Origin of the sequence: Streptomyces purpureus (genome assembly GCF_014648195.1) — a bacterium.
GTDB lineage: Bacteria > Actinomycetota > Actinomycetes > Streptomycetales > Streptomycetaceae > Streptomyces > Streptomyces purpureus.
Window position 1 is genome coordinate 131,171 of record NZ_BMQQ01000004.1, and the last position, 25,827, is coordinate 156,997.

Here is a 25,827-nt window from a genome sequence, read left to right on the forward strand (position 1 = left end):
CCTAACAAGTGTTTGGTAGGTTAACGTGCCGCTGTGACGGACAACAAGGCGCAAGGACGGGAACAAGGACAGGAACAACGGCAGGAAAAGCGACAGTCACCGGGGCGGCCACAGGGGCACGCGCCGGATCGGGACCAGACACAGGCGCGGTACGTGACAGGACACGCACTCCTCGACGGCCGCACCGCCGTGATCACCGCCGCCGCCGGAGCCGGCATCGGCGGAGCGACCGCCCGCCGCTTCCTCGAAGAAGGCGCGCGGGTCCTGCTCAGCGACACCCACGCCCGCCGCCTCAAGGAGACCGAGGAGGCACTCGCGGCCGAGTTCGGCCCGGCGGCCGTCGACTCCCTGGTGTGCGACGTCACCGACGAGGCCCAGGTCCAGGCCCTGTTCGACACGGCGGTACGGCTCCATGGCAGCCTCGACGTCGTCGTCAACAACGCCGGACTCGGCGGCACCGCCGAACTCGTCGACATGACCGACGGCCAGTGGCACCGCGTCCTCGATGTCACACTGCACGGCACCTTCCGCTGCACCCGGGCCGCCCTGCGCTCCTTCCGCGCCACCAACCACGGCGGGGTGATCGTCAACAACGCCTCCGTCGTCGGCTGGCGCGCCCAGGCCGGCCAGGCCCACTACGCCGCCGCCAAGGCCGGCGTCATGGCACTCACCCGCTGCGCCGCGGTCGAGGCCGCCGCCTACGGCGTCCGCGTCAACGCCGTCGCCCCCTCCCTCGCCATGCACCCCCACCTGGCCAAGGTCACCTCCGCCGAACTGCTCCAGGAGCTGACCGCGAGCGAGGCCTTCGGGCGGTACGCCGAGCCCTGGGAGGTCGCCAATGTCATCGTCTTCCTGGCCGGCGGCTACTCCTCGTACATGACCGGCGAGACGGTCTCCGTCAGCAGCCGGCACCCGTAGGACCAGAATGGACGTGTGTCCACGACCGAGAAGAAGCCCCAGGTGACCGCCGCGCCCGAGCGGCGCCGTGAACTCCTCGACACGGCCGCCGAGGTGTTCGCCGCCCAGGGGTACAACGCCACCACCGTCCGCAAGATCGCCGACGCCGCCGGGATGCTCGCCGGCAGCCTCTACTACCACTTCGATTCCAAGGAATCGATGCTCGACGAGATCCTCTCCACCTTCCTCGACGAACTCTGGCAGGGCTACGACACCGTGCTCGCCGCCGGACTCGGCCCCCGGGAGACCATCGAGGCCCTCGTCACCGAATCCTTCCGCGAGATCGACCGGCACCGCGCCGCCGTCGCCATCTACCAGAAGGAGGCCCGGCACCTCTCCGCCCAGCCCCGCTTCCACTACCTCAGCGAGTCGCAGGTGAAGTTCGAGAAGGCCTGGCTCGGCACGCTGGAGCGCGGAGTCGCCGCCCGGGTCTTCCGCGCCGACCTCGACGTCCGCCTCACCTACCGGTTCGTCCGCGACACCGTCTGGGTCGCCGCGTCCTGGTACCGGCCGGGCGGCCAGCACAGCCCGGACGAGATCGCCCGCCAGTACCTCTCCATGGTCCTGGACGGGATCGCCGTACGTACCTAGCCGTACGCACCTAGCCGATTGGGGAACAGTCATGGCCGAGGCCTACATCGTCGAAGCGGTACGGACCCCCGTGGGGCGCCGCAGGGGAGGGCTCGCCGCCGTCCACCCGGCGGACCTCGGCGCGCATGTCCTCACCGCCCTCGTCCGGCACTCCGGCATCGACCCGGCGGCCGTCGACGACGTCGTCCTCGGCTGCCTGGACACCGTCGGGCCGCAGGCCGGCGACATCGCCCGTACGGCCTGGCTGGCCGCCGGACTCCCCGAGGAGGTCCCCGGCGTCACCGTCGACCGGCAGTGCGGCTCCTCCCAGCAGGCCGTCCACTTCGCCGCCCAGGGCGTCCTCTCCGGCACCCAGGACCTCGTCGTCGCGGGCGGCACCCAGAACATGTCGATGATCCCCATCGCCTTCGCCTCCCGGCAGGCGGCCGAACCGCTGGGACTCACCGACGGCCCCTACGCCGGCAGCCGGGGCTGGCGCGCCCGCTACGGCGACGCCCCGGTCAACCAGTTCCACGGCGCCGAGCTCATCGCGCGGAAATGGGGCATCACCCGCCGCGACCAGGAGGAGTTCGCCCTGCGCTCCCACGAGCGGGCGATCCGGGCGATCGACGAAGGACGCTTCGACCGCGAGACGGTGCCGTACGGCGACGTCACCCACGACGAAGGCCCCCGCCGGGACACCACCCTGGAGAAGATGGCCGGCCTGAAACCCGTCGTCGACGGCGGCACGATCACCGCCGCCTGCTCCTCCCAGGTCTCCGACGGCGCAGCGGCGATGCTCCTCGCCAGCGAACAAGCCGTACGGGACCACGGGCTCACCCCGCGCGCCCGCGTCCACCACCTCTCCGTACGCGGCGAGGACCCCATCCGGATGCTGTCCGCGCCCATCCCCGCGACCGCCCACGCGCTGAAGAAGACCGGCCTGAGCATCGACGACATCGACCTCGTCGAGATCAACGAGGCCTTCGCGCCCGTCGTCCTCGCCTGGCTGAAGGAGACCGGCGCGGACCCCGAGCGTGTCAACGTCAACGGCGGCGCCATCGCCCTCGGCCACCCCCTGGGCGCCACCGGCGTGAAGCTGATGACCACACTCCTGCACGAACTGGAGCGCACCGGCGGCCGCTTCGGCCTGCAGACGATGTGCGAGGGCGGCGGGCAGGCCAACGTGACGATCATCGAACGCCTCTGAGTGGCGGCGGAGAGCCGGCCGGGGCCGCCGTCCTGCGATTCCGGTCATGAACATCTCATCTTTGAGATGTTCATGACCGGAATCTCGGGTCCTGGCGGCCCTTCGTGGTAAAGTCAGCGGGTTGTGGTTTTGGTACCCATGGACTTCATGTGCGCCTGACGGGAATGGCCCTCAGGCGCATTGTTGTTTCCGGCCAGACCGGATTTTCCCCGAAACCTCTCCGGACGCGTCGCTCGTAGCCGGGACCCGCACCGACGAAGGTGCGTGTCCCGGCTTGTGCTGTGCCCAGGCCAGGAAGGCATCTCCTCATGACCCGCTCCGAACGCCCCACCACCCGGCGGCGCCCCGCTTCGGCGGCCCCCGGCCAGGCGAAGGCGTCCGCGAAGGCGCCGGCCCGGAAGTCCGGCCGGGGCCGCGGGCCGGCCGCGCCCCCGCCGCCGCGTGAGTTCACCCCGCCGCAGACCCTCACCCCCGCGCTGCCCGCCGTGGAGTCCTTCGACGCCCTCGACATGCCCCCCGCGCTGGTGAAGACCCTCGCCGCGCAGGGCGTGACCGAGCCGTTCCCGATCCAGGCCGCCACCCTGCCGAACTCCCTCGCGGGCCGCGACATACTCGGCCGCGGCCGCACCGGCTCCGGCAAGACCCTCGCCTTCGGCCTCGCCCTGCTCGCCCGCACCGCCGGCCGCCGTGCCGAGCCCAAGGCCCCGCTGGCCATGGTCCTCGTACCCACGCGCGAGCTGGCCCAGCAGGTCACCGACGCCCTCGCCCCGTACGCCACCTCCGTGCAGCTGCGGCTCGCCACCGTCGTCGGCGGCCTGTCGATCACCAAGCAGGCCGCCACCCTGCGGCGCGGCGCCGAGGTCCTGGTCGCCACCCCCGGCCGCCTCAAGGACCTCATCGAGCGCGGCGACTGCCGGCTCGACCAGGTCGCCGTCACCGTCCTCGACGAGGCCGACCAGATGGCCGACATGGGCTTCATGCCGCAGGTCACCGCCCTGCTCAAGCAGGTCGAGCCCGGCGGCCAGCGGATGCTCTTCTCGGCGACCCTGGACCAGAACATCGACCGCCTGGTGCGGATGTTCCTGACCGACCCGGTGGTCCACTCGGTCGACCCGTCCGCAGGCGCCGTCACCACCATGGAGCACCACCTCCTCTACGTCGCCGACGAGACCGACAAGAAGGCCGTCACCGTACGGATCGCCGCCCGCGACGGACGCGTCATCCTCTTCCTGGACACCAAGCGGTCCGTGGACCGGCTCGTCAAGAAGCTCCTCGCCAGCGGTGTACGGGCGGCGGGCCTGCACGGCGGCCGCTCCCAGCCGCAGCGCAACCGCACCCTGGACCAGTTCAAGAACGGGCAGGTCACGGCGCTGGTGGCGACCAATGTGGCGGCCCGTGGCATCCACGTCGACGACCTCGACCTGGTCGTCAACGTCGACCCGCCGGTCGACCACAAGGACTACCTCCACCGCGGCGGACGCACCGCCCGCGCCGGCGAGTCCGGCAGCGTCGTCACCCTCGTCCTGCCCGAGCAGAAGCGCGACATGGGCCGGCTGATGTCGCACGCCGGGATCAGCCCGCGCACCGCGCAGATCAAGTCCAGCGACGAGACGCTCACCGAGCTGACCGGCGCCCGCGAGCCGTCCGGGGTGCCGGTCACCATCGAGGTGCCGCAGCCCGCGCAGCCGGCGACCGCGCCCAAGCGGACGCGCCGGGGCGGCTCCGGCCGCTCCCGTGGCACCGGCGGCGCCGCGGCCTCCGGCACGACGGCCCGTACGGCGGCGGGCACCGGCGGCGGGACGCGCAACGGCGCCGGGCGTACCGGCGGGGCCCGCCCCACCGGCGGCGGCGCCCGCACCCGCGGCGCGGGCGCCGGATCCGGCCGGACCGGCCGAGGCGGCCAAGGCGGCGGCCGCCGAGGCGCCGCCTGAGCCGCATGAGCCGCCTGTGCTCAGGCGCCCGAGGCGTCTGAGCTGCCTGAGCCGCCTGCGGTCAGCTGCCTGACCAGCCTGTTTCGCCTGAGCAGGTCGGCGGCGCGGTCAGGTCAGTCGACCAGCCTGGCGTGGAGCGCCGCGAGCGTGCCCAGGTCCAGGCCCAGGCCGGTCGTCAGATAGCGGTGGAGACCGCCGTAGCCGGACTTCACCTCGGCGAGGGCGGTCTCCAGATACTCCTTGCGAACCTCCTGGAGCGGTATGAGCAGGTCCGGGTTCTGCATCAGCCCGGTCTGCTTGAGGCTCTCCCGCAGCTTCGCGTCGTAGACCGCGCGGAACGTGTTCGACGCCAGGAAGTCGGCGACCGCCTCCCACTCCGGCACGCCGACCACGGTGAGCAGCAGGTAGCTCGTCCAGCCCGTACGGTCCTTGCCCGCGGTGCAGTGGTACATCAGCGGCGCCGCACCCGGGCGTGCGATGTCACGTAGCGTGGCGCCGAACTGGGCGCGGTTGCCGGGGCTGGTCACGAACGAGCGGTAGACCTCCCGCATGAACGCCGCGGCCTTGCCGTTGCCGAGCATCTCCTCCTGACGCACCGGGTCGCGGGACCCGATCACGGTCCTCAGCTGGGTGTACAGACCGTTGTCGGTGACCGGACGGCTCACCAGCGCGACACCGGCCGGGAGCCGGTCGGCCCCGTCGTACTGCACCTCGACGGGGATACGGAAGTCGACGACCGTGCCGAGCCGCAGCCCGGCCAGCGTGGTCACATCGGCGTCGGTGAGCCGGTTCAGGCCGTCGGCCCGGTAGACCAGGCCGCGGCGGACCCGGTCGCCGCCGTAGGTCGGATACCCGCCCAGGTCACGGACGTTGACCGCGCCCTGCAGGGGGATGTGCCGGACGGCCGTGGCCGCGTGGGTGCGACGGCCCGGTACGGCGGCGCTCGCCGCGGCGGGGACGGCGGCGGTGGCCGCCGTCAGGGCGGCGGCGGTGGCGGTGCTCAGCAGGGCGCGTCTGGAGAGAGGCATGAGCGGACTCCCGTGGGGGGGATGGGGTGTCACCCTGGTGTCGGCAGGGCGCGGAGCACGTGCGCGGCCTCGGACATGACGCGGAGGACGAGTTCCTCGCAGCTCGGGAGGTCCTCGATCACCCCCGCGACCTGCCCGGACGCCATGACGCCGAGGTCCGTACGGCCCTCGACCATGGACGCTTTGAGAAGCATCGGGGTGTTCGCGGCGAGCAGTACCTGGCTCCAGGTCAGGTCCTTGCCGTGCCGCATCGCCAGACCGTCCCGCACCATCGCGGCCCAGGACAGCCCGGAGACCTTCCGGAAACCGGCGGCGCGGCGCACGGCCTGCGCCAACGCCCGTACCCGGCCCGCCTTTTCGAGGGCGGCGACCATCTCCGTACGGAGCATGCGGTGCGGCAGCCCGTCGACGGCGGTGGTGAGCGTGACGTCCTTCACCGACGCCGCCAGATAGCGCGCCTTGACCGCGTCCGGCACGGTCGAGTCGGAGGTGAGCAGGAAACGGGTGCCCATCGCGATGCCCGCCGCGCCGTAGGCGAGCGCGGCGACCAGCCCGCGCCCGTCGTGGAAGCCGCCGGCCGCGACCACCGGCAGCTCCACGGCGTCGACGACCTGCGGCAGCAGGACCGTCGTCGCCACGTCACCGGTGTGCCCGCCACCCTCGCCGCCCTGCACGATCACCGCGTCCGCGCCCCACGCCGCGACCTTCTCGGCGTGCCGCCGTGCCCCGACGGACGGCACGACGACCACGCCCGCGTCCTTCAGCTCGGCGATGAGGTCCCGCGACGGGGCGAGGGCGAAGGAGGCGACCCGTACCCCCTCCTCGACCATGATCCGCACCCGTTCCCGGGCGTCGGCGGCGTCGGCCCGCAGGTTCACCCCGAACGGCGCGCCGGTGCGGGACTTCACCTCCCGGACGGCGGCCCGCAGCTGCTCCACACTCATCGTGGCGGAGGCGAGGATGCCGAGCGCCCCGGCGTTCGCCGTGGCCGAGACCAGCCGCGGCCCGGCGACCCAGCCCATCCCGGTCTGGACGATCGGGTACCGGACGCCGGTGAGCTTGGTGAGCGCCGTCTCCATCAGACCCGGACCTCCCGGTCCCGCAGCCCCTCGGGGTCGAGCACCTCGCGGATCAGCCGCAGCTCCTCGCCGGTCGGCTCGCGGGTGTACGGGACGTTCTCGCCGATCACCAGGTCGAAGCCGGTGGCCGCCCTGACCTGGTCGACGGTGACGCCCGGGTGGAGCGAGGCGAGCCGCATCGAGCGGTCGGGCGTCTCGAAGTCGAGGACGCCGAGGTCGGAGACGACGCGCCCGAGACGGTGGAAGCGGGTGGCCCCGGCGGCCGCCGCCCGGTCGTGGCCGACGCCGCTGACCATGTCCACGCGCTCGACGAAGACCCGGGGCGAGTGTTTCGGGATCCAGTAACTGACCGGATTGTTGAGGGTGTTGACGGGCGCGCCGCGTACGCCGAGGAGCTGGCGGGCGGGCCTGGACCAGTCGCCGATGCAGGAGATGTTCTGGTTGCCGTGCCGGTCGATCTGGCTGGCGCCCATCATGACGTGCCGCTTTCCGCCGGTGACCATCGTCAGGTGGCGGCGGTAGGGCAGCCAGCCCTCGGGCTCCCCGTCGAGGCCGACGAGCATCGCCTCGCCGTCGGTCAGGAGCAGGTCGGGGGCGAAGGAGCGCTTGGCGAGACGGGCGCCGAAGGTGGAGACGGGGGCCATGGCGGCGGCGAGGACCTCGCCGTTGTCGCGCCAGGCCTCGGCGCAGGCGACGACGCAGTATTCCGAACGGCTGATCATCGCAGCTCCTCGTGCCAGGCCCGTACGGCCTGCTGGTAGTCGTCCTCGCTCTTGCCGGAGAGGAACCGCTCGGCGAACGCGGGCCAGGGCGTGGTCGCGTACATCTTCTGGAAGGGCTCGTCGCGGTCGTGGTCGGGGACGCAGGAGGTGAAATGGGCGCCGTTGGGGGTCTCGACGACGCCCGTGACGCTGTGCCGGCTGACGAGCAGGGACTGCGGGGCGGTGTCGCGGGCGAACCGGTCGACGAGCTGTTCGCAGGAGACGTACGCGGTGTCGGCGGCCTCGCAGAAGAGGTCGTCGAAGTACGGGTCGGGGCCGAGGTACTGGCCGTTGCCCAGCCGGTCGGCGCGGTTGAGATGGACGAAGGCGGCGTCCATGCGCAGCGCGGGCACGGCGACGAACGTCTCGCCGTCCTCGTACGGTGAGGTGACCGTCCGCAGCCCGGCGTTGACCGTCATGACGTCGGAGCCGAGACCGGCCCGGACGGGCATGAACGGCAGCCGGTTGGCGGCGGCGTGCAGACCCCACATGAACATGGCCTCGTCGAGCTCGGTCAGGGCGAAGGCGCCGGATTCCCGGGCGGCACGGAAGTGCGGTTCGAGGGGGATGGAGTCGAGGGTGACGAAGGCGGCGACCAGCTTGCGGATCCGGCCGGCGGCGGCGAGCAGACCGACGTCGGGGCCGCCGTAGGAGACCACGGTGAGATCGGTGATCTCGGACCGGAGCAGCGCTCTGACCAGGGCCATCGGCTTGCGCCGGGAGCCCCAGCCGCCGATGCCGAGGGTCATGCCGGAGCGGAGACGGCCCACAACCTCCTCGGGGGTCATGGTCTTGTCGGTCACGAGGCGCCCTCCTCGGCCGTGTCCTTGCCGAAGGTGTCGCGGACGCGATCGGCGACCCCGCTGAGGTTCGCCTCGAAGGTGAAGCCCTGCTCGAAGCGGTAGCTGCGGCGCACGTCCACGGGGTCGATGCCGTTGATGGCGGCCTTGGCGAGCCGGATCAGATACCCGTCCTTACGCGCGATCTCACCCGCCAACTCCAATGCGGTGGTGAGGAGTTCGGCGCGCGGCACGACCTTCCAGACCGAGCCGTGGGCGTGGAGTTCGGCGGCGGTGGCCGTCCGGGAGGTGTAGTACAGCGCCCGCATCAGATGCTGCGGGACCAGCCGGGCGAGGTGGGTGGCGGCGCCCAGCGCGCCCCGGTCCAGCTCCGGCAGTCCGAAGACGGCGTCGTCGGAGGCGACGATCACGTCCGCGTTGCCGGCCAGGCCGATGCCGCCGCCCAGACAGAAGCCGCCGACCGCCGCGACGACCGGCACCTCGCAGTCGTACACCGCCGAAAAGGCCTCATAACAACCGTGGTTGGCGCCGATCAGCGCGCTGTGGCCGCGGTCGCGCTGCATCTCCTTGATGTCCACGCCCGCGTTGAAGCCCCGGCCCTCGGCGGCCAGCACCACACAGCGGTTGTCCGGATCGCGGCCGGCCGCGCGCAGCGCCTCGGCGAGGTCGAACCAGCCTTGCGCGGGCAGGGCGTTGACGGGCGGGAAGTCGACGGTGACCAGGGCGATGCCCTTGTCCGGGCGTGCGGTGGAGACACCCATGAGAGGATCAGCTACCTTTCCACCAAACATTTGTTAGGTGACTGCTTGGTGAGGAAAGGTAGCAGCGGATGGAGCTGGACGGGAGGGTTGCCGTCGTCACCGGCGGCACCCGCGGTGTGGGCGCGGGCATCACGCGGGCCTTTCTCCGGGCGGGCGCCCACGTCGTGGTCTGCGCCCGCAGACCACCGGACGCGCCCCTCGAAGAGGCGGGCCGCACCGCCGAGTTCCACCCCCTCGACCTGAGGGACGAGACCGCGGTCACCGCGTTCTTCGACCGCGTCGCCCAGACGTGCGGACGGCTCGACGTGCTGGTGAACAACGCCGGCGGAACCCCCTACCGGCTCCTCGGCGAGGGCGCCGCCGCCCAGCACGCCCGGGTCGTCGCGCTCAACCTGATCGCACCGCTGACCGCCTCGCTCGCCGCCCACGGGCCGCTGACGGCCGCGCGCGGCTCGGTCGTGATGGTCGGCAGCGTCAGCGGCACCCGCCCCTCCCCGGGCACCGCCGCCTACGGCGCCGCCAAGGCCGGCCTGGAGAACCTCGCCCGGTCGATGGCGGTGGAATGGGCGCCCGACGTCCGGGTCAACACCCTTCTCCTCGGCATGGTCCGCACCGAACTGTCCCACCTGCACTACGGCGACGACGACGGCCTCGCCGCCGTCGGCCGGACCGTACCGCTGGGCCGCCTCGCCGAACCGTCCGACGTCGGCGAGGCGGCCGTCTTCCTCGCCTCCGACCGGGCCGCGTACGTCTCGGGGGCGTCGCTTCTGGTGCACGGCGGGGGAGAGCGCCCCGCGTTCCTGGATGCCGCGACCGTCAACACCGTCGACAAGGAGAGCTGAGATGGGCATCTGCGACGGGCGGGTCGTGATCGTGACGGGCGCGGGACGGGGACTGGGCCGGGCCCACGCACTCGCCTTCGCGGCGGAGGGGGCGCGGGTCGTCGTCAACGACCTCGGCGTCGGCCTGGACGGCTCGGGCCCCTCCGCCTCCCCGGCACAGCAGGTCGTGGACGAAATCCGCCGCGCGGGCGGCGAGGCGTGCGCCCACGGCGGTGACATCGCGACGGGGGAGGGGGCGGCGTCACTCGTGGCCGCCGCGCTCGACACGTACGGACGGCTCGACACCCTCGTCAACAACGCCGGCTTCCTGCGCGACCGGATGCTCGTCAACCTCGACGAGGACGACTGGGACGCCGTACTCCGCGTCCACGTGAAGGGTCACTTCCTGCCCCTCAAACACGCGGCGGCCCACTGGCGCGCGGCGTCGAAGGCGGGCCGCCCGGTGGCGGCCCGGGTCGTCAACACCACCTCCGGCGCGGGCCTCCTGGGCAGCGTCGGCCAGGCCAGCTACGCGGCGGCGAAGGCCGCGATCGTCGCCCTGACCCTCGTCGCTGCGGAGGAACTGCGCCGCTACGGCGTCCAGGCCAACGCGATCGCCCCGGCGGCCAGAACCCGCATGACCGAACAGACCTACGCCAGCCTCCAGGGCGTCCCGGAAGACGTCTCCCCCCTCGTCGTCTGGCTGGGCTCGACGTCCTCGGCGGGCGTGTCGGGCCGCGTCTTCGAGGCGGAAGCAGGCCGCATCACGGTGATGGAGGGCTGGCACCCCGGCCCCACGACGGACAAGGGCACCCGCTGGACCCCGACGGAGGCGGGCGAGACGGCCTTGAAGCTCCTGTCAGCGGCGCGGCCGCCGGGGGAGGTGTACGGGGCGGCGGGGGGCTGAGGGGGGAGGGGGCGGTGCGTGGCGCGGGGCCCGCTCGGCGGCGGGGCGAGAGAGTGGCCCGCTGCCGACGACGGCGGGTTGCGGCCGCGTCGCGCGGCCCCAACGGGCCTACACCCCCGGGCCCCGGTGGGTGGGAGGCTGCCCGGCCCTCAGCACCGGCGGGTGGCGGCCGTCCCGTCGGCGCGTACGGCGGCCGCCCCACCCGGCGCGTACGGGCGGCCCGCCCCTCCACGCCCCCGCCCCCTCAGCGGTACCTCGGCGTCGTCCACTCCAGGCGCGTTCTCGTCAGCGGGTCCTGGATGTGGGACAGGGCGTCGAGGGCCGTGTCGCGGGCGCTGCCGTCCGGGTCCTCGTCGGCGAGGAGGCGGGTCAAGGGGGCGATCGCGCGCGGGTCCTGGCGGATCGCCAGGCCGCGGGCCGCCTCCGCGACGACGTCCGGGTCCGGGTCGTCGAGGCGGTCGGCGAGGGCCGAGCGCAGCTCGGGGGAGTCGTCCGGGAGCTCCGCGAGGGCCAGCGTCGCCCAGTCCCGGACCCCTTCGTCAGCGTCCCGGCTCAGGCCCACCAGGACCGCGCCCGCCTCCGCGTGCCCCGCGGGCACCATGCCGACCAGCGCGACCGCCACCCGCCGCCGCACCTCCGGCTCCGGGTGCCCCGCGCACGACAGCACCTCCGGCAGCGCCGCCGGGTCCCCGTACTGCCCGAGCGCGGCGATCACCGCCCGTACCAGCTCCTCGTCCTGCGCCTCCCGCGCCAGCTCCCGCAGCAGCGGCACCGCCCGGGCCCCGGCCCCCAGCCCGCCCAGCACGTCCACACCGAGCGCCTGCCGCAGCACGTCGTCGCTCGCGCACCACGCCGCGGCCGTCTCGAAGGTGTCCTCGTCGGCGCGGGCACGCAGCGTCGACACCACCTCGATCCAGTCGTCCAGCTCGGGATCCCCGCAGCTCAGGGCGCGGACCGCCAGCTCCTCGTCCGGGGTGCGGATGCCGAGCGCCACCTCCAGCATCGTCGCGATCGCCGCATGCCCGGTCTGCTGCTCCTGGCCCGTGGTCGGGCGGCCGTCGCGCACGATCTCGACGACGACGGTGATCCCGCCGTCCTCCGGCACACGCCGTGACACCACCTCGAACGAGCCGTCCTCGACGCCGCCCTCCATCTCCACCAGGGAGTCCCGCAGCACCTGCTCCACATCCGCCCCGATCCAGCGCCGCGCCTCCGCCAGCGCCTCGGTCAGGGCCGGACGCGTCGCCCCGGCGCCGTGCCGCAGCAGCGCCCGTACCGTCGTCGCCGAGCCGCGGCGGGCCGCCGCGACCAGCGGCGGAAGTCCGTTCGCGCCGGGCAGGAGCGGGTCGGCGCCGTGTTCGAGGAGGGCCTCGACTGTGTCCGCATGGCCCTGCTGGACCGCCCAGGACATCGCGTTCCAGTTGTACGACTCCCGCAGATCCACCTGCGCCCCGGCGGCCAGCAGCGCCCGCACCACCTCCGTATGGCCCCCGCACGCGGCGCCGCACAGCGGCAGCTCCCCGCCGTCCTCGCCGCTGGCCCCGTCGGGGTCGGCGCCGGCCGCCAGCAGCAGCCGGACGATCACTGGCTCGTCGCTGACGGAAGCGCGGTAGAGCGGCGTCTCCCCGTCCGGGTCGGCCGCGTCGGCGGGGACCCCCGCCCGCAGCAGCCGGACGACGGCGTCCGCGTCGCCGCCGTGCACCGCCTCGAACAGGCCGTCCGTACCCACCCCGTCCGTACCCACCCCGTCCGTACCCACCTTGTCCGTACTCATCCCGCCCACCTCGGGTGCCACGTCACACTGCGCCACGTCACACTGCACGTCATAAGGGCAACCCTACGGAAACCGGATCAGGTGTCGCATTCGAGAATCGTCCGGCACAACGCGCATCGCGCCCTCACCCGCCCCCGCACCGGCACCCGCACCCGCTGGTGGCAGGTGGGGCAGGGGAAGGAGACCCGCAGGTCGTCGCCCCGCCCGCGCTCGAAGGCGTACGGCACCCCGGCGGCGGGCGCGCCCCGCCTCTCCCGCGCGTACCGCCGCTCCTTCGCGTACCGGTGGCGCCCCGACCAGCCCGCGGCCACCAGCGGCGGCTGCTGCCCGTCGCGCAGCGCGCGGGCCCGCCCGGCGGTGTAGGCGCGGTAGGCCTGTGGGCTGGTGAACCAGGGCGAGGGGTCCTCGCCGAAGGCCAGCGCCCGCTTGGCGAGGACGTAGCCGAACTCCTCCGGGGTCAGATAGCCGAGCTTCTGGCTGGTGAGCTCGTCCTCCCGGAAGGCGTCGAGAAGCAGCCAGCCCGCGCCGAGGTACGTCGTCACGGTGTCGGTGAGGATCTCGTTGTCCCGGGCCCCGGGGAACTCCAGACCCAGCCGGTGCAGCAGCACATGGGTGATCTCATGGGCGAGGGCCGCCCCGATGTCCCTGCGGTGCGTGCGGAAGCGGTCGTTGAGCTCGATGAAGTACTCAGGACCGGCGGTGAGTTCGACGCTCGCGGCATGGTCCATCTCACGGAACGAGACAATCATCCGTGCCTCGGGCAGCCGCAGGTGCTGCACCAGAGCATGCGCCACCCGCTGGGCTCCGAGGTGCAGATCGTCCAGGTCGCCGAAGGTGACATCGGCGGGCGGGACGCTGGTCGCGTACTGCGTCATGCCGTCCGGTGACAGCCGCCGGTAGAGCGCGGTGATCGCGGCCCGCGCGGTGTCCAGATGCGGGTAACCGTGCACGACCTCACTGCCGTTGACCACGATCCGCACCCCCACGTGCGCCCATGTACGAAAGCTCCGACCCTCGGCCCGCTTCCACTGTACGGGCCCGCCGGGGCGGGCCGCGCGATGGCTGAAATCCCCTCCTTGTGACCACGGCCGCGACGTCCTCATAATCCGGACCACGCCTTGACGGGCTCATGTCATTGCGCCTGTCGAGGTTCTCAACCCCCCACGAAAGGCGAACCCTTGAACCTCGTCCGTACGCTCAAGAGATGCGTCGCCACCGCCGCCGTCATACTCGCGGCGGTCAGCCTCCAGCCCTCCACCGCCTCCGCCGCCCAGGCACCCGTCGTCGGCGGCACCAGGGCTGCCCAGGGCGAGTTCCCCTGGATGGTCCGGCTCTCCATGGGCTGTGGCGGGTCGCTGCTCACCCAGCAGATCGTGCTGACCGCCGCCCACTGCGTCAGCGGCTCCGGCAACAACACCTCCATCACGGCCACCGCCGGAGTCGTCGACCTCCGGAGCAGCAGCGCCATCAAGGTCCGCTCCACCAAGGTCCTCCAGGCCCCCGGCTACAACGGCAAGGGCAAGGACTGGGCGCTGATCAAGCTCGCCCAGCCCATCAACCTGCCCACGCTGAAGATCGCCGAGACCACCGCCTACAACAACGGCACCTTCACCGTCGCCGGCTGGGGCGCGGCCCGCGAGGGCGGCGGCCAGCAGCGCTACCTGCTCAAGGCCCAGGTCCCGTTCGTCTCCGACGCCACCTGCCAGCAGGCGTACGGCAGCGACCTGGTCCCCGGCGAGGAGATCTGCGCCGGCCTCCCCCAGGGCGGCGTCGACACCTGCCAGGGTGACTCCGGCGGCCCCATGTTCCGCCGCGACAACGCCGGCGCCTGGGTCCAGGTCGGCATCGTGAGCTGGGGCATCGGCTGCGCCCGGCCCAACTACCCCGGCGTGTACACCGAGGTGTCCACCTTCGCCGCGCAGATCAAGACCGCGGCGGCGGGAATGTAACCCAGCCCGCACCAGCGGGTGAACCGTGGCCCGCGATAGCGGGCGAACCGGGGGCGGGCCAGCCACACGGCCCGCCCCTTCGCTCCGCCCCCTCACAGCTGCACCCTCCTCCCACAGCTGCACCCCCGGGCCACGCCTCCTCGGAACAGCCGCACGTCCCCTCAGGACAGCCGCACACCCGCGTCCGCACCGGCCCCCTCCAGCTCCAGCACCCATACCTCGTTGCCACCCTCCCGCAACACCGGCCCCGGCACGAACAGCGCCTCCTGCGGGCCGACCGACCAGTACCGGCCCAGACAGAAACCGTTCACCCACACGAAGCCCCGGCCCCAGCCCGGCAACCGCAGCCACGCATCGCCGCGTACGGTCACATCGCACACCCCCCGATACAGCCCCACCCCCTCACCAACCCCGGCGCCCCCCTCCGCCTCCCGCCCCCGCTCAAGCGCGCGGAACGGCACCTTCGCCACCGCCTCCGGCACGAACGCGTCCAGCCGCAGCCCCCGCGCCCGTACCCCGTGCAGATACTGCCGCTCATGGCGCACTCCGGCCGTGATCCCCTTCGCCTCACCCAGCCGCGGCCCGTAGTTGACCCGCCCCCACGACTCCACCCACAGCTCCACCGACGCCGGCCCCGCCACCGCCGCCCCCGGCTCCGCCCGCCGACCGTCCACGTACAACGTCACATGGTCACGCAGCCCCTCCACCGTCAGCGGATACGGCCGCCGCGGCCCCGGCACCTCCAGCCGGTAGCACACCACCCCCCGGTCCACCCCCAGCTCCTCGAACGCCGGCGGCAGCGGAGTGTCCCACTCCTCGTCCCCGAGCACCTCCAGGACCTCCCCGAGCGGCGCCCACCCCTCCAGCACAGCCCCCACCGGGCCCGCCAGCCGCACCGGCGCCGCCGGAACCTCCGGCAGCGGCCCCGACGCGTACGCCGACAGCACCTCCCGGAACCGCCAGAACTTCTCCGTCGGCAACCCCGCCTCATCCACCGGCGCGTCATAGTCGTACGACGTCACCGTCGGCTCCAAAGGCCCGTCGTGCGCCCCACCCGACCGGTTCGCCCCCGCCCAGCCCGCGAAATTCGTTCCCCCATGCGCCATGTACACATTCACCGACGCCCCGCACTCCAAAATCTCCCGCAACGCCCCCGCAGCATCCCCCGCATCGCGCACCACACCCTCCTCACCCCAATGCGCGAACCAGCCACACCAGAACTCCATACACATCAGCGGCCCCCGCGGCTGATGCCGGCGCAACACCCCGAACGCCTCCCGCGCCCCGGACCCGAAATTCACCGTCGCCAACACCCCCGGCACACTGCCGCCGGTCAGCATGTGGTCCTCCGGCCCGTCCGAGGTGAACAACGGCACCGTCACATCGCACGCGTGCAGCAGATCCACCACATGACGCAGATAGCCCCGGTCGGAGCCGTAACTCCCGTACTCGTTCTCCGCCTGCACCATGACCACCGGACCGCCCCGGTCGATCTGCCGCGCCACGACCTGTGGCAGCAGCGCCCGGAACCAGCGCTCCACATGCACCAGATACTCCGCGTCGTCGGTCCGCACCCGCCGCCCCAGCCGCCCCGTCAGCCAGTGCGGCAACCCGCCGTTCTCCCACTCGGCACAGATGTACGGCCCCGGCCGCACGATCGCCCACATCCCGGCCGCCGCCACCACATCAAGGAACCGCCCCAGCGCCCCCACGTCCCGAAACCGCCCCAGCTCCGGCTCGTGCAGATTCCACGGCACATACGTCTCCACACAGTTGAGCCCCATCGCCCGCAGCATCGCGACCCGATGCCCCCACTGCTCCTCATGCACCCGGAAGTAGTGCAACGCCCCCGACAGCAGCCGCACCGGCCGCCCGTCCAGCAGAAAATCCTCGTCCCCCACCGTGAACACGCTCATGGCCCCCACCCTCGCCCTCTGGCGGCCGGCCGGTCCATGGACAAAGATCGGCGCTGATTGGACGCAGTCGCACGGACGTACGGGACGGGGAAGACGGGAACGGCGACCGGGACCGGGACCGGGACCGGGACTGGGACTGGGACTGGGAACGGACCAGGAACGGCGACCGGGAACGGGCCGGCGACCGGCGACCGGCGAGCGTACGCGACGAGCGACCGTACGAAAGGGGCGACCGCGGATGTACCACACCTGGATGCGCTACTTCACGCCCAGCCCCGTCCACCACCGCCTCGGACTGGTCTGCCTCGGCGTCGGACTCCAGCACGGCACCCTCCCCACCGTCGGCCCCCGCACCCTCGACCACCACGTCGCCGTCGTCATCAGCGCCGGCAGCGGCTGGTACCGCACCACCGACGGCCGCCGCACCACCATCACCGCCCCCGCCCTCATCTGGCTCACCCCCGGCACCCCCCACCACTACGCCGCCGACCCCACCACCGGCTGGGACGAATGCTTCGTCGACTTCACCGGCCCCGCCACCACCACCTACACCGAACTCGGCTACATCGAACCCGACCGCCCCGTCGTCCCCCTCGCCGACGCCACCCCCGCCCGCACCACCGTCGGCCGCATCGCCCGCGCGGCCCGCCGCGGCAACCCCCTCCTCGAAGTCGAAACCGCCGCCGCCGTCCACGAACTCCTCGTCACCCTCCGCCGCGCCCGCGCCGACACCACCGCCGACGGCGACCCCCTCCTCACCGCCCTCGCCCGCGACGCCTTCCAGCCACTCTCCGTCGCCGAACACGCCGCCCGCCACGGCATGACCGCCACCGAACTACGCACCGCCGTCCGCCGCGCCGCCGGCTGCAGCCCCAAGGACTACCTGCTCTCCCTACGCCTCGGCCGCGCCAAAGAACTCCTCGCCGCCACCGAACTCCCCGTCGCCGCCGTCGCCCGCCGCGTCGGCTACGACGACCCCTCCTACTTCTCCCGCCTCTTCACCCGCCGCGTCGGCACACCCCCCGTCCGCTTCCGCGAACAACAAGGCCGCACCGTCCCCGGCGGCTGGAGCGACCGCGTCCCAGATCCCGGGCATCCCCCGACAATCACCACATGATCCGTCTAAGCTCGCTGCTCATGAGCGAGATCGACGAGTCCGTCACCGCGGAACTGACCCGGCTGCGAGAGAGCATCGACAACATCGACGCGGCGGTCGTCCACATGCTCGCCGAACGCTTCAAATGCACCCAGCAGGTCGGCGTCCTCAAGGCCAAGCACCACCTGCCGCCCGCCGACCCCGCCCGCGAAGCCCGCCAGATCGCCCGGCTCCGCCAGCTCGCCGAGAGCGCCAGACTCGACCCCGCCTTCGCGGAAAAACTCCTCAACTTCATCATCGCCGAGGTCATCCGCCACCACGAGACGATCGCCGACGGAGCACACTGATGCCCCGCGTCAGGGTCATCACCCTCGGCGGCACCATCTCGGCCCGCGGCGGCGACGCCACCCGCATGAGCGGCACCGAAGTCCTCGCCGGACTCGGCGTCACCGACACCCCCGACCTCCACGTCGAACTGCACGACTTCCGCCGCCTCCCCAGCTCCTCCCTCACCCTGGAAGACCTCGCCGCCCTCGCCCACGACGTACGCGAAAGCGTCGCCGCCGGCTACGGCGTCACCGCCGCCTTCGCCCACCTCACCGGCGCCGGCCCCGCCTGACCCCCCGGCGCGGGCGCGCCCCACCCCGCCGGGCCCCCGCTCCCAGCCATCGGCGAAACCCCCTGCCCAGCCCCCACCCCCATCGGGCAGCATGGCCCCATGCCCGTACTGACGCGCGACGAAGCGCAGACCCGTGCCCAGCTCCTCGACGTCCACCGGTACACGATCACCCTCGATCTGACCACCGGCGACGACACCTTCGACTCCACCACCGTCATCCGGTTCACCACCCGCACCACCGGAGACACCTTCGTCGAGCTCAAGCCCGCCACCTTGCGCTCCGTCACCCTCGACGGACACCCCCTCGACCCCGAAAAACTCGTCGAGAACCGCCTCCCGCTCCCCGCCCTGAGCGAAGGCGAACACGAACTCCGCGTCGACGCCGCCATGCGCTACTCCCGCACCGGCGAAGGCATGCATCGCTTCACCGACCCCACCGACGGCGAGACCTACGTCTACACCCAGCTCTTCATGGAAGACGTCCAGCGCGTCTTCGCCGCCTTCGACCAGCCCGACCTCAAAGCCGTCTTCGAACTCACCGTCACCGCCCCCGACGGCTGGACCGTCCTCGCAAACGGCATCACCACCCAGCTCCCCGACGGACGCTGGCAGGCCGCCCCCACCCCACCCATCTCCACCTACCTCGCCGCCATCGCCGCCGGCCCATGGCACTCCGTACGCACCGAACACGCCGGCATCCCCTTCGGCATCCACTGCCGCCGCTCCCTCGCCCCCCACCTCGACGCCGACGCCGACGAAATCCTCGACGTCACACGACAGTGCTACGACCGCTACCACGAGAAATTCGAGGAGCCCTACCCCTTCGACTCCTACGACCAGGCCTTCGTCCCCGAATTCAACGCCGGCGCCATGGAGAACCCCGGCCTCGTCACCTTCCGCGACGAATTCGTCTACCGCTCCGCCGTCACCGTCACCGAACGCCAGACCCGCGCCATGGTCATCGCCCACGAAATGGCCCACATGTGGTTCGGCGACCTCGTCACCCTGCGCTGGTGGGACGACATCTGGCTGAATGAGTCCTTCGCCGAGTACATGGGCTACCAGACCGTCAACGAAGCCACCACCCGCTACCCCGACACCTGGATCGACTTCGGCATCGTCCGCAAGTCATGGGGCTACGACGCCGACCAGCGCCCCTCCACCCACCCCGTCGCCCCCGACCCCGACGCCGTCCCCGACACCGCCTCCGCCCTCCTCAACTTCGACGGCATCTCCTACGCCAAGGGCGCCTCCGCCCTGCGCCAGCTCGTCGCCTGGATGGGCGAGAAGGACTTCCTCGCCGGCATCAACGTCCACTTCCACCGCCACAAGTTCGGCAACGCCACCCTCGCCGACTTCATCGACAACCTCGCCTCCGTCACCGACCGCGACGTCCACGCCTGGGCCGAACGGTGGCTGCGCACCACCGGCGTCGACACCCTCACCCCCAAACTCACCGGCGAAGGCACCCGCTGGGACCTCACCGTCGACCGCACCGGCAGCCGACCCCACCGCGTCGCCGCCGGCATCTACGACCACGCCCTCGACGGCTCCGGCGACCTCGTCCTGCGCGAACGCCGCGAGATCGACGTCCCACAGCACGAACCCACCCACCTCTCCGGCCCCCGCCCCGCCCTCGTCGTCCTCAACGACGCCGACCTCACCTACGCCAAGGTCCGCCTCGACACCCACTCCGAAGAACCGGCCCTGCGCTGCCTCTCCAAGATCCCCGACCCACTCACCCGCGCCGTCGTCTGGAACACCCTGCGCGACATGGTCCGCGACGGCGAACTCGAACCGGACGCCTACCTCCAGACCGCCCACGCCCACCTCACCCAGGAGAGCGACCTCGCCATCGTCCAAGGCGTCCTCGGCTTCGCCCGCACCCAGATCGCCGACCGCTACCTCCCCACCGAACAGCGCCCCGCCGCACTCGCCCTCCTCACCTCCCTCGCCAAGGCCCTCATCCGCCGCACCGAGGACGGCGAAGCCCCCGGCCTGCGCCTGACCGCCGTACGCGCCCTCATCGACAGCGCCACCCAGCCCGGCACCCTGCAGAGCTGGCTCGCCGACGGCACCGTCCACGGCGGCCCCGAACTCGACCACGAACTGCGCTGGCGCATCCTCGGCCGCCTCGCCGTCCTCGGCGCCACCGACGAAGCCGCCATCGCCGCCGAACTCGCCCGCGACCCCAGCGCCACCGGCCAGGAAGGCGCCGCCCGCTGCCGCGCCGCCCTGCCCACCCCCGAGGCGAAAGCCGCCGCCTGGTCCCGCCTCTTCGACACCGACGACCTGTCGAACTACCTCTTCACCGCCGTCGCCCAAGGCTTCTGGCAGCCCGAACAGGCCGAAGTGGTACGGCAGTACGTGCCCCGCTTCTACCCCGACGCGATCGCACTCGCCGCCCGCCGCGGCCCCGCCATCGCCGAAGCAGCAGGGCGCTACGCCTTCCCCGTCCACGCCGTCGACGCCGACTCCCTGCACACCGGCGAACAACACCTCACCAACGACGACCTCACCCCGGCCCTGCGCCGCAAACTCGTCGACCAGCTCGACGACCTCCGCCGGGCCCTGCACGTCCGTACCTTGCGCGCCGACGCCTGACAGACGGCAGACGGCAGACGGCAGACGGCAGACGGCAGCGGACAGCGGACAGCGGACAGCGGACGCCCGACGGCTGACAGCAGACGGCTGACAGATGACAGCCAACGGATGACGGATGACGGATGACGGCCGACAAATGACAGCCATCACCTGACCGTTGGCAGCCGACCACCGACCGGACGGGGCCCCACACCAAGGGCCCCGTCCCCCGTTCGAGTGAGCTCAGCCGCTCGCCGGACGAATCCGGCAAACCCCCGGCAAGCTGGTCCCCATGCCCGCCCCGCCACCCCTGGCCCGCCCCGACGCCCTGCACCCCCTGCTCGCCACCGTGCTCGACGCCCTGCGCACCGGAGCCCAGCGACGCGGCGGACCCCTCCCCGCCGGCGGCCCGGCAGCCGTCGCCGACCGGATGCACACCACCCTCGCGCCCGTCCTGCCCGACACCGGCACCGGCGCCCAGGAAGCACTCCGCACCCTCGTCACCGCCCTCACCGAAGGCGCGGCCGACCCCGCCGACCCGCTGTGCGCGGCCCACCTCCACACCCCGCCGCTCGCCCTCGCCGCCGCGGCCGACCTCGCCGCCTCCGCGCTCAACCCCTCCCTGGACTCCTGGGACCAGGCACCGGCCGCCTCCGCCCTCGAAGCCGAAGTGGTACGGGCCCTCGCCGCCGAGATCTACCCCCGCGCCGCCCACCCCGACGCCCTCGCCACCACCGGCGGCACCGAGTCCAACCAGCTCGCCCTACTCCTCGCCAGGGAACACCACGGCTCCGTACGCCTCCTCCACGGCGACGGCGCCCACCACTCCCTGCGGCGCGGCGCCTGGCTCCTCGGCCTGCCCGAACCGGTCACCATCCCGGCCCCGGGCGGCACCCTCGACCCCGCCGCCCTCGACAACGCCCTCACCGACCTGCCGGGCCCCCACCTCGTCGCCGCCACCGCCGGCACCACCGACACCGGCCGCATCGATCCGCTCCCCGATATCGCCGACCTCTGCGAGCGCCACGGCGCCACCCTCCACATCGACGCCGCCTACGGCGGCCCGCTGCTCTTCAGCGCCGCCCACCGCCCCCTCCTCACCGGCCTCGACCGCGCCCACACCGTCACCGTCGACCTGCACAAACTCGGCTGGCAGCCCGCCGCCGCCTCACTCCTCGCCGTACGCGACACCCGCACCCTCGACGTCCTGGCCCACACCGCCGACTACCTCAACGCCACCGACGACACCGACGCCGGCCTGCCCGACCTGCTCGGCCGCTCCCTGCGCACCACCCGCAGGCCCGACATCCTCAAAACCGCCGTCACCCTGCGCGCCCTCGGCCGCACCGGCCTCGAAGCCCTCGTCGACCGCGTCCTCACCCTCGCCCAGGAGCTCGCTGCCCTCGTCGACCACCACCCCGGCCTTGAGCTCTACGAACGGCCCACCATCAGCACCGTCCTCTTCCGCCCCACCGACGCGGACGACGCCACCGTCGCCACCATCCGCCGCACCCTCCTCACCGAAGGCCGCGCCGTCCTCGGCCGCGCCCACGCCGACGGCCGCCTCTGGCTCAAAGCCACCCTGCTCAACCCGCACGCCACCCCCGGCGACCTGGCCCACCTGCTCAAGCTCGTGACCCACCTCGTGGAAGGCAGCACCGACCGATGACCGGCACCCCCCAGCGCGACCCCGCCCCCCACGCCCCAGGGACGCGCGAGGACACCCCGCCCCGCGACCTCGTCGGCATCGGCATCGGCCCCTTCAACCTCTCCCTCGCCGCCCTCGCCCACGGCATCCCCGACGGCCTCGACGCCGCCTTCTACGAACAGCGCCCCGCCTTCCACTGGCACCCCGGCCTCCTCATCGAAGGCGCCACCCTCCAAGTCCCCTTCCTCGCCGACCTCGTCACCCTCGCCGACCCCGCCAGCCCCTGGTCCTTCCTCAGCTACCTCCGCTCACGCGGCCGGCTCTTCCCCTTCTACTTCGCCGAGAAGTTCCACATCCAGCGCGCCGAATACGACGCCTACTGCCGCTGGGTCAGCGACCAGCTCCCCGGCCTCCACTTCGGCCACCAGGTGGACTCCGTCCGCTGGAACCCCGACCGATCCCTCTTCGAAGTCGACTTCACCCGGCTCGCCCCCGACGGCGAAGCCGAAGCCCTCGGCCGCACCTACACCCGCAACATCGCCCTCGGCGTCGGCACCGAACCTTACGTACCCGAACCCCTGCGCCCCCTCGCCGACGCCCCCGCCGTCCCCGTCTTCCACTCCGCCGACTACCTCACCCACCGCGACCAGCTGCTCGCCGCCGGACACATCACCGTCATCGGCTCCGGCCAGTCCGGCGCCGAGATCTTCCTCGACCTGCTCCGCGCCCGCCCCACCGGCGCCGAGAAAATCCACTGGCTGGCCCGGACCGAGGCATTCGCCCCCATGGAGTACTCCAAGCTCGGCCTGGAACACTTCACCCCCGACTACACCCGCTACTTCCACGCCCTCCCCGAAGCCGTACGCGACGGACTCGTCCCCCGCCAATGGCAGCTCCACAAAGGCATCGACGCCGACACCATCGCCGCCATCCACGACGAGCTCTACCGCCGCACCCTGCACGGCGGCTGGCCCGACGCCGTCCTCACCCCCGGCGTCCGCGTCCGCACCGCCGGCCGCGTCGCCACCACCAAGGTCGAGCTCCACCTCGAACACGTCCAGCAGGGCACCCGCTCCCGCCTCACCACCGACGCCGTCGTCCTCGCCACCGGATACCGCGAACGCCCCCTCGGCCGGATCCTCGCCGGGCTCGACCCCTACCTCCGCCACGACGCCTCCGGCCGGCCCCGCATCGACACCGAGTTCCGGATCGTCCTCGACGGCTCCGTCACCGGCTCGGTCTACGTCCAGAACGCCGAGAAACACACCCACGGCGTCGGCGCACCCGACCTCGGACTCGCCGCCTGGCGCAGCGCCGCCATCCTCAACTCCCTCACCGGCAAAGAGCCCTACCCCCTGCCCCGCCGCACCGCCTTCACCAGCTTCGGCCTGGAACGGCAAGAGGCGCCACACGTCCCGGCCCAGGCCGGCACACTGACGCCTCTCACCGGCACCCGCTAGAGCGAGCTCGGAAAACCGGCGCTCAGAAGAGCAGTGCTCAGAGGAGCAGTGCTGAGAAGACCGGTGCTCAGAACACCGGCACCCCGTCCCGGGTCAGCTTCCACCCCACCGACGCGAACTGCCCCGGGTCGACGGTCCCCTTCGCCCGCACCCACTGGATGATCGTGTTACGGATCTCGTCCGAGTTCGCCCACACCTGCGGCGCCCCGGCGATGTGCGGGAACGCCCCGCCACCACTCGCCCGGTAGTTGTTCACAGCCAGCACGAACCGCGCCGCCGGATCCACCGGCCTGCCCTCGAAGGACAGATTCACGATCCGCGAACCGACGGCCCGCGCGATGTCGATCTCGTACGTCAGCCCATACAGGGCGTCGTAGTTGTAGTCCGGCGTACCCTCCGCGTTGGACAGCTTCGCCGGCTCCACCGGCGCACCCGCCGGCGTTCGCACGTAGTACTTCGCCGAGTACTCCAGATAGTCCTTCAGCTGCGCCCCCGTCAGCACCCTCGCCTCCAGGGTGTTCTCGAAGGGGTACAGCCCGGCCGCGTCCTTGATCGTCACCTGACCGGCCGGGATCCCCGCCGTCCGGGAGAAGCACGACGCCTGCGACAGCACCGGCAGCGCCGCGTGCTCACCCCCGGCGAGGGCCGCCCGCACCGTCTCCGCCTGCACGTGGTTGATCAGATCGATGATCGGCTCGTCCTTCCAGGCCGCCTCGGCCGTCGACATCGCCACGGTCGACGTACCGATCACCTGATTGACGTACGCGACAACCTTGCGGTGCTCATCCGTGAGCAGCCGCGTGATCCGAGCGTCCTCCGCGACCGTGTTCGAGTTGAGCACCCGCGCGCCCACCTTCTCGACGACCCAGCGCCCCTTCTCCCACACCAGATCGAACCCGAACAGCGTCAGCCGCTGCCCCCACTTCAGCGGCTCGGACAGCACCACGTCCTTGCCGGTCTCCTTGTTCGTCACGCGGTACTCGGCGATCTCCGTGTGCGCGTGCCCGACCAGGATCGCGTCGATCCCCGGCACCTGCTCCGCCACGAGCGCGGCGGCGTTCTCGACGTACGGCAGCTGGTCCCCGTACGACGACGTACCGCTCGAACCACTGTGCGCGGACACGATCACCACATCCGCGCCCATCGACCGCAGCTTCGGCACCCACTTCGCGGCCTGCTCCTCCAGGCCGGGGAACACCATCCGCCCCTGGACGTTCGCCTTGTCCCACAGCGCGATCCCAGGATTGGTGAGCCCGAGCACCGCCACCCGCACATCCCGCCCGCACGGCGTACGCAGCCGGTGCATGCTGTACGGCCGGAACGCCGGCCGGAGCGTCTTCGCGTCCAGCGCGTTGGCCCCGAGCAGCGGGAAATCACACTGCTCCTCGAACTTCCGCAGTACCGGGATGCCGTAGTTGAACTCGTGGTTGCCGAGCGCGGCGGCGTCGTAGCCGATGGCGTTCATCGCCTGCGCCATCGGATGCACCGGACCGCGCCGCGCGGTGATGGGGTCGATCTTGGCGTAGTAGTACGACAGCTGGGTGCCCTGGATCGTGTCACCCGCGTCGATCAGCAGCGTGTTGCGCCGCCCCTTCTCCTTGCGGACCTGCTCCACCAGCGTCGATATCTTCGCGAGACCGACGTCGTTGTGAGCCTTGTCGTCGAACTCCCGGTCGGTGAAGTAGTCCCAGTTGAAGACGTGACCGTGCAGGTCGGTGGTGCCCATCACGGTGAAGGAGTACCGCTTCGGCGGCCGCCCATGGGCCTGGGCCGCCGGGGCCGTCCCGGCGACGAGGGCGGCCGCGCCCGCTCCGGCGGCAACCGACCCCTCCAGGAACGTCCTACGGTTCAGCGGCATGTGATCTCCTTCGTTCTCGGTGCACAACGCGCGTAGATTCTGGCCCAGGAGACCCGCCGCGCAACACCCCTGACGGGCAATCCGATGGGAGAGTGGAAG

The 25,827-nt window shown here is 72.2% G+C and carries 21 protein-coding genes and 1 pseudogene; 13 read left to right on the forward strand and 9 right to left on the reverse strand.

What is annotated here, in order from left to right:
* Positions 1-150 precede the first annotated feature (150 nt).
* From IEZ01_RS07710 to IEZ01_RS07725, 4 genes and pseudogenes are all read left to right on the forward strand, one after another.
* Positions 151-918: pseudogene (locus IEZ01_RS07710) on the forward strand (SDR family oxidoreductase); the annotation flags it as partial.
* A 15-nt stretch (positions 919-933) separates the two neighbouring features.
* Positions 934-1,548 carry a TetR/AcrR family transcriptional regulator gene (locus IEZ01_RS07715; RefSeq protein WP_019885445.1) on the forward strand — a complete coding sequence of 205 codons (615 nt, stop codon included), beginning with the start codon at positions 934-936 and terminating at the stop codon, positions 1,546-1,548.
* A 31-nt stretch (positions 1,549-1,579) separates the two neighbouring features.
* A complete protein-coding gene (locus IEZ01_RS07720) occupies positions 1,580-2,737 on the forward strand; it encodes an acetyl-CoA C-acetyltransferase (protein WP_189200618.1) in 1,158 nt (385 codons plus the stop codon).
* A 308-nt stretch (positions 2,738-3,045) separates the two neighbouring features.
* On the forward strand, positions 3,046-4,668 hold the full coding sequence (locus IEZ01_RS07725) for a DEAD/DEAH box helicase (protein WP_189200621.1): 1,623 nt from the start codon (positions 3,046-3,048) through the stop codon (positions 4,666-4,668).
* Between the two features lie 113 nt (positions 4,669-4,781).
* Here the strand turns inward: IEZ01_RS07725 and IEZ01_RS07730 are convergent, their stop codons facing one another.
* The 5 genes from IEZ01_RS07730 to IEZ01_RS07750 are packed head-to-tail and all read right to left on the reverse strand — an operon-like array spanning position 4,782 to position 9,097.
* Positions 4,782-5,696, reverse strand: a complete 915-nt coding sequence (locus tag IEZ01_RS07730; protein WP_189200623.1) for a tyrosine-protein phosphatase — start codon at positions 5,694-5,696, stop codon at positions 4,782-4,784.
* 29 nt (positions 5,697-5,725) lie between these two features.
* Positions 5,726-6,775, reverse strand: coding sequence for an NAD(P)H-dependent flavin oxidoreductase (locus tag IEZ01_RS07735; RefSeq protein ID WP_189200625.1), 1,050 nt, complete (start codon positions 6,773-6,775; stop codon positions 5,726-5,728).
* On the reverse strand, positions 6,775-7,497 hold the full coding sequence (locus tag IEZ01_RS07740) for a CoA-transferase subunit beta (protein WP_189200627.1): 723 nt from the start codon (positions 7,495-7,497) through the stop codon (positions 6,775-6,777). Before IEZ01_RS07740 ends, IEZ01_RS07735 begins: the two co-directional genes overlap by 1 nt.
* Complete coding sequence (locus IEZ01_RS07745) at positions 7,494-8,339, reverse strand: CoA transferase subunit A (protein WP_189200629.1); 846 nt, start codon at positions 8,337-8,339, stop codon at positions 7,494-7,496. The genes IEZ01_RS07740 and IEZ01_RS07745 overlap by 4 nt, the downstream gene beginning before the upstream one ends.
* The gene (locus IEZ01_RS07750) at positions 8,336-9,097 is read right to left on the reverse strand and encodes an enoyl-CoA hydratase family protein (RefSeq protein WP_189200631.1); all 762 of its coding nucleotides are present in this window, start codon (positions 9,095-9,097) and stop codon (positions 8,336-8,338) included. The genes IEZ01_RS07745 and IEZ01_RS07750 overlap by 4 nt, the downstream gene beginning before the upstream one ends.
* A gap of 68 nt (positions 9,098-9,165) precedes the next feature.
* Here IEZ01_RS07750 and IEZ01_RS07755 point away from each other — a divergent pair, with 68 nt between their 5' ends.
* A complete protein-coding gene (locus tag IEZ01_RS07755) occupies positions 9,166-9,939 on the forward strand; it encodes an SDR family oxidoreductase (protein ID WP_189200633.1) in 774 nt (257 codons plus the stop codon).
* A 1-nt stretch (position 9,940) separates the two neighbouring features.
* Positions 9,941-10,825, forward strand: coding sequence for an SDR family oxidoreductase (locus IEZ01_RS07760; RefSeq protein ID WP_019885430.1), 885 nt, complete (start codon positions 9,941-9,943; stop codon positions 10,823-10,825).
* A 244-nt stretch (positions 10,826-11,069) separates the two neighbouring features.
* Here IEZ01_RS07760 and IEZ01_RS07765 read toward each other — a convergent pair whose 3' ends face one another.
* Positions 11,070-12,599 carry an ankyrin repeat domain-containing protein gene (locus IEZ01_RS07765; RefSeq protein WP_189200635.1) on the reverse strand — a complete coding sequence of 510 codons (1,530 nt, stop codon included), beginning with the start codon at positions 12,597-12,599 and terminating at the stop codon, positions 11,070-11,072.
* Positions 12,600-12,676: 77 nt separating this feature from the next.
* Positions 12,677-13,570: a hypothetical protein gene (locus IEZ01_RS07770; protein WP_028797411.1), complete on the reverse strand. Its 894-nt coding sequence runs from the start codon at positions 13,568-13,570 to the stop codon at positions 12,677-12,679.
* Positions 13,571-13,777: 207 nt separating this feature from the next.
* On the opposite strand from IEZ01_RS07770, the gene IEZ01_RS07775 reads away from it, so the two are divergent.
* The gene (locus IEZ01_RS07775) at positions 13,778-14,548 is read left to right on the forward strand and encodes a S1 family peptidase (protein WP_019885426.1); all 771 of its coding nucleotides are present in this window, start codon (positions 13,778-13,780) and stop codon (positions 14,546-14,548) included.
* Positions 14,549-14,709: 161 nt separating this feature from the next.
* On the opposite strand, the gene IEZ01_RS07780 is transcribed toward IEZ01_RS07775, so the two are convergent.
* Positions 14,710-16,464 (reverse strand): glycoside hydrolase family 35 protein, encoded by a 1,755-nt coding sequence (locus tag IEZ01_RS07780; RefSeq protein WP_189200637.1) that lies wholly within the window; start codon positions 16,462-16,464, stop codon positions 14,710-14,712.
* A gap of 238 nt (positions 16,465-16,702) precedes the next feature.
* Between IEZ01_RS07780 and IEZ01_RS07785 the strand changes: the two genes are divergently transcribed.
* The 6 genes from IEZ01_RS07785 to IEZ01_RS07810 all read left to right on the forward strand — a co-directional run bounded on the left by IEZ01_RS07785 (position 16,703) and on the right by IEZ01_RS07810 (position 23,870).
* A complete protein-coding gene (locus IEZ01_RS07785; protein ID WP_189200639.1) occupies positions 16,703-17,581 on the forward strand; it encodes a helix-turn-helix domain-containing protein in 879 nt (292 codons plus the stop codon).
* Between the two features lie 20 nt (positions 17,582-17,601).
* Positions 17,602-17,907, forward strand: a complete 306-nt coding sequence (locus IEZ01_RS07790; RefSeq protein WP_019885423.1) for a chorismate mutase — start codon at positions 17,602-17,604, stop codon at positions 17,905-17,907.
* Complete coding sequence (locus IEZ01_RS07795; protein ID WP_019885422.1) at positions 17,907-18,179, forward strand: asparaginase domain-containing protein; 273 nt, start codon at positions 17,907-17,909, stop codon at positions 18,177-18,179. The genes IEZ01_RS07790 and IEZ01_RS07795 overlap by 1 nt, the downstream gene beginning before the upstream one ends.
* A 99-nt stretch (positions 18,180-18,278) precedes the next feature.
* Positions 18,279-20,783, forward strand: a complete 2,505-nt coding sequence (pepN, locus tag IEZ01_RS07800) for an aminopeptidase N (RefSeq protein ID WP_189200641.1) — start codon at positions 18,279-18,281, stop codon at positions 20,781-20,783.
* Positions 20,784-21,054: 271 nt separating this feature from the next.
* Complete coding sequence (locus tag IEZ01_RS07805; RefSeq protein ID WP_189200643.1) at positions 21,055-22,431, forward strand: pyridoxal phosphate-dependent decarboxylase family protein; 1,377 nt, start codon at positions 21,055-21,057, stop codon at positions 22,429-22,431.
* Positions 22,428-23,870 (forward strand): lysine N(6)-hydroxylase/L-ornithine N(5)-oxygenase family protein, encoded by a 1,443-nt coding sequence (locus IEZ01_RS07810; RefSeq protein ID WP_189200645.1) that lies wholly within the window; start codon positions 22,428-22,430, stop codon positions 23,868-23,870. Before IEZ01_RS07805 ends, IEZ01_RS07810 begins: the two co-directional genes overlap by 4 nt.
* 67 nt (positions 23,871-23,937) lie before the next feature.
* On the opposite strand, the gene IEZ01_RS07815 is transcribed toward IEZ01_RS07810, so the two are convergent.
* Complete coding sequence (locus tag IEZ01_RS07815; protein WP_189200647.1) at positions 23,938-25,728, reverse strand: bifunctional metallophosphatase/5'-nucleotidase; 1,791 nt, start codon at positions 25,726-25,728, stop codon at positions 23,938-23,940.
* Between the last annotated feature and the right edge of the window lie 99 nt (positions 25,729-25,827).

What these genes read in the sequence shown, in the direction of transcription:
- IEZ01_RS07815 (WP_189200647.1), bottom strand. Translation starts at nt 25,728, where the DNA reads ATGCCGCTGAACCGTAGGACGTTCCTGGAGGGGTCGGTTGCCGCCGGA.
- IEZ01_RS07780 (WP_189200637.1), bottom strand. Translation starts at nt 16,464, where the DNA reads ATGAGCGTGTTCACGGTGGGGGACGAGGATTTTCTGCTGGACGGGCGG.
- pepN (WP_189200641.1), top strand. Translation starts at nt 18,279, where the DNA reads ATGCCCGTACTGACGCGCGACGAAGCGCAGACCCGTGCCCAGCTCCTC.
- IEZ01_RS07765 (WP_189200635.1), bottom strand. Translation starts at nt 12,599, where the DNA reads ATGAGTACGGACAAGGTGGGTACGGACGGGGTGGGTACGGACGGGGTG.
- IEZ01_RS07750 (WP_189200631.1), bottom strand. Translation starts at nt 9,097, where the DNA reads ATGGGTGTCTCCACCGCACGCCCGGACAAGGGCATCGCCCTGGTCACC.
- IEZ01_RS07785 (WP_189200639.1), top strand. Translation starts at nt 16,703, where the DNA reads ATGTACCACACCTGGATGCGCTACTTCACGCCCAGCCCCGTCCACCAC.
- IEZ01_RS07795 (WP_019885422.1), top strand. Translation starts at nt 17,907, where the DNA reads ATGCCCCGCGTCAGGGTCATCACCCTCGGCGGCACCATCTCGGCCCGC.
- IEZ01_RS07755 (WP_189200633.1), top strand. Translation starts at nt 9,166, where the DNA reads ATGGAGCTGGACGGGAGGGTTGCCGTCGTCACCGGCGGCACCCGCGGT.
- IEZ01_RS07720 (WP_189200618.1), top strand. Translation starts at nt 1,580, where the DNA reads ATGGCCGAGGCCTACATCGTCGAAGCGGTACGGACCCCCGTGGGGCGC.
- IEZ01_RS07740 (WP_189200627.1), bottom strand. Translation starts at nt 7,497, where the DNA reads ATGATCAGCCGTTCGGAATACTGCGTCGTCGCCTGCGCCGAGGCCTGG.
- IEZ01_RS07760 (WP_019885430.1), top strand. Translation starts at nt 9,941, where the DNA reads ATGGGCATCTGCGACGGGCGGGTCGTGATCGTGACGGGCGCGGGACGG.
- IEZ01_RS07810 (WP_189200645.1), top strand. Translation starts at nt 22,428, where the DNA reads ATGACCGGCACCCCCCAGCGCGACCCCGCCCCCCACGCCCCAGGGACG.
- IEZ01_RS07725 (WP_189200621.1), top strand. Translation starts at nt 3,046, where the DNA reads ATGACCCGCTCCGAACGCCCCACCACCCGGCGGCGCCCCGCTTCGGCG.
- IEZ01_RS07805 (WP_189200643.1), top strand. Translation starts at nt 21,055, where the DNA reads ATGCCCGCCCCGCCACCCCTGGCCCGCCCCGACGCCCTGCACCCCCTG.
- IEZ01_RS07735 (WP_189200625.1), bottom strand. Translation starts at nt 6,775, where the DNA reads ATGGAGACGGCGCTCACCAAGCTCACCGGCGTCCGGTACCCGATCGTC.
- IEZ01_RS07730 (WP_189200623.1), bottom strand. Translation starts at nt 5,696, where the DNA reads ATGCCTCTCTCCAGACGCGCCCTGCTGAGCACCGCCACCGCCGCCGCC.
- IEZ01_RS07790 (WP_019885423.1), top strand. Translation starts at nt 17,602, where the DNA reads ATGAGCGAGATCGACGAGTCCGTCACCGCGGAACTGACCCGGCTGCGA.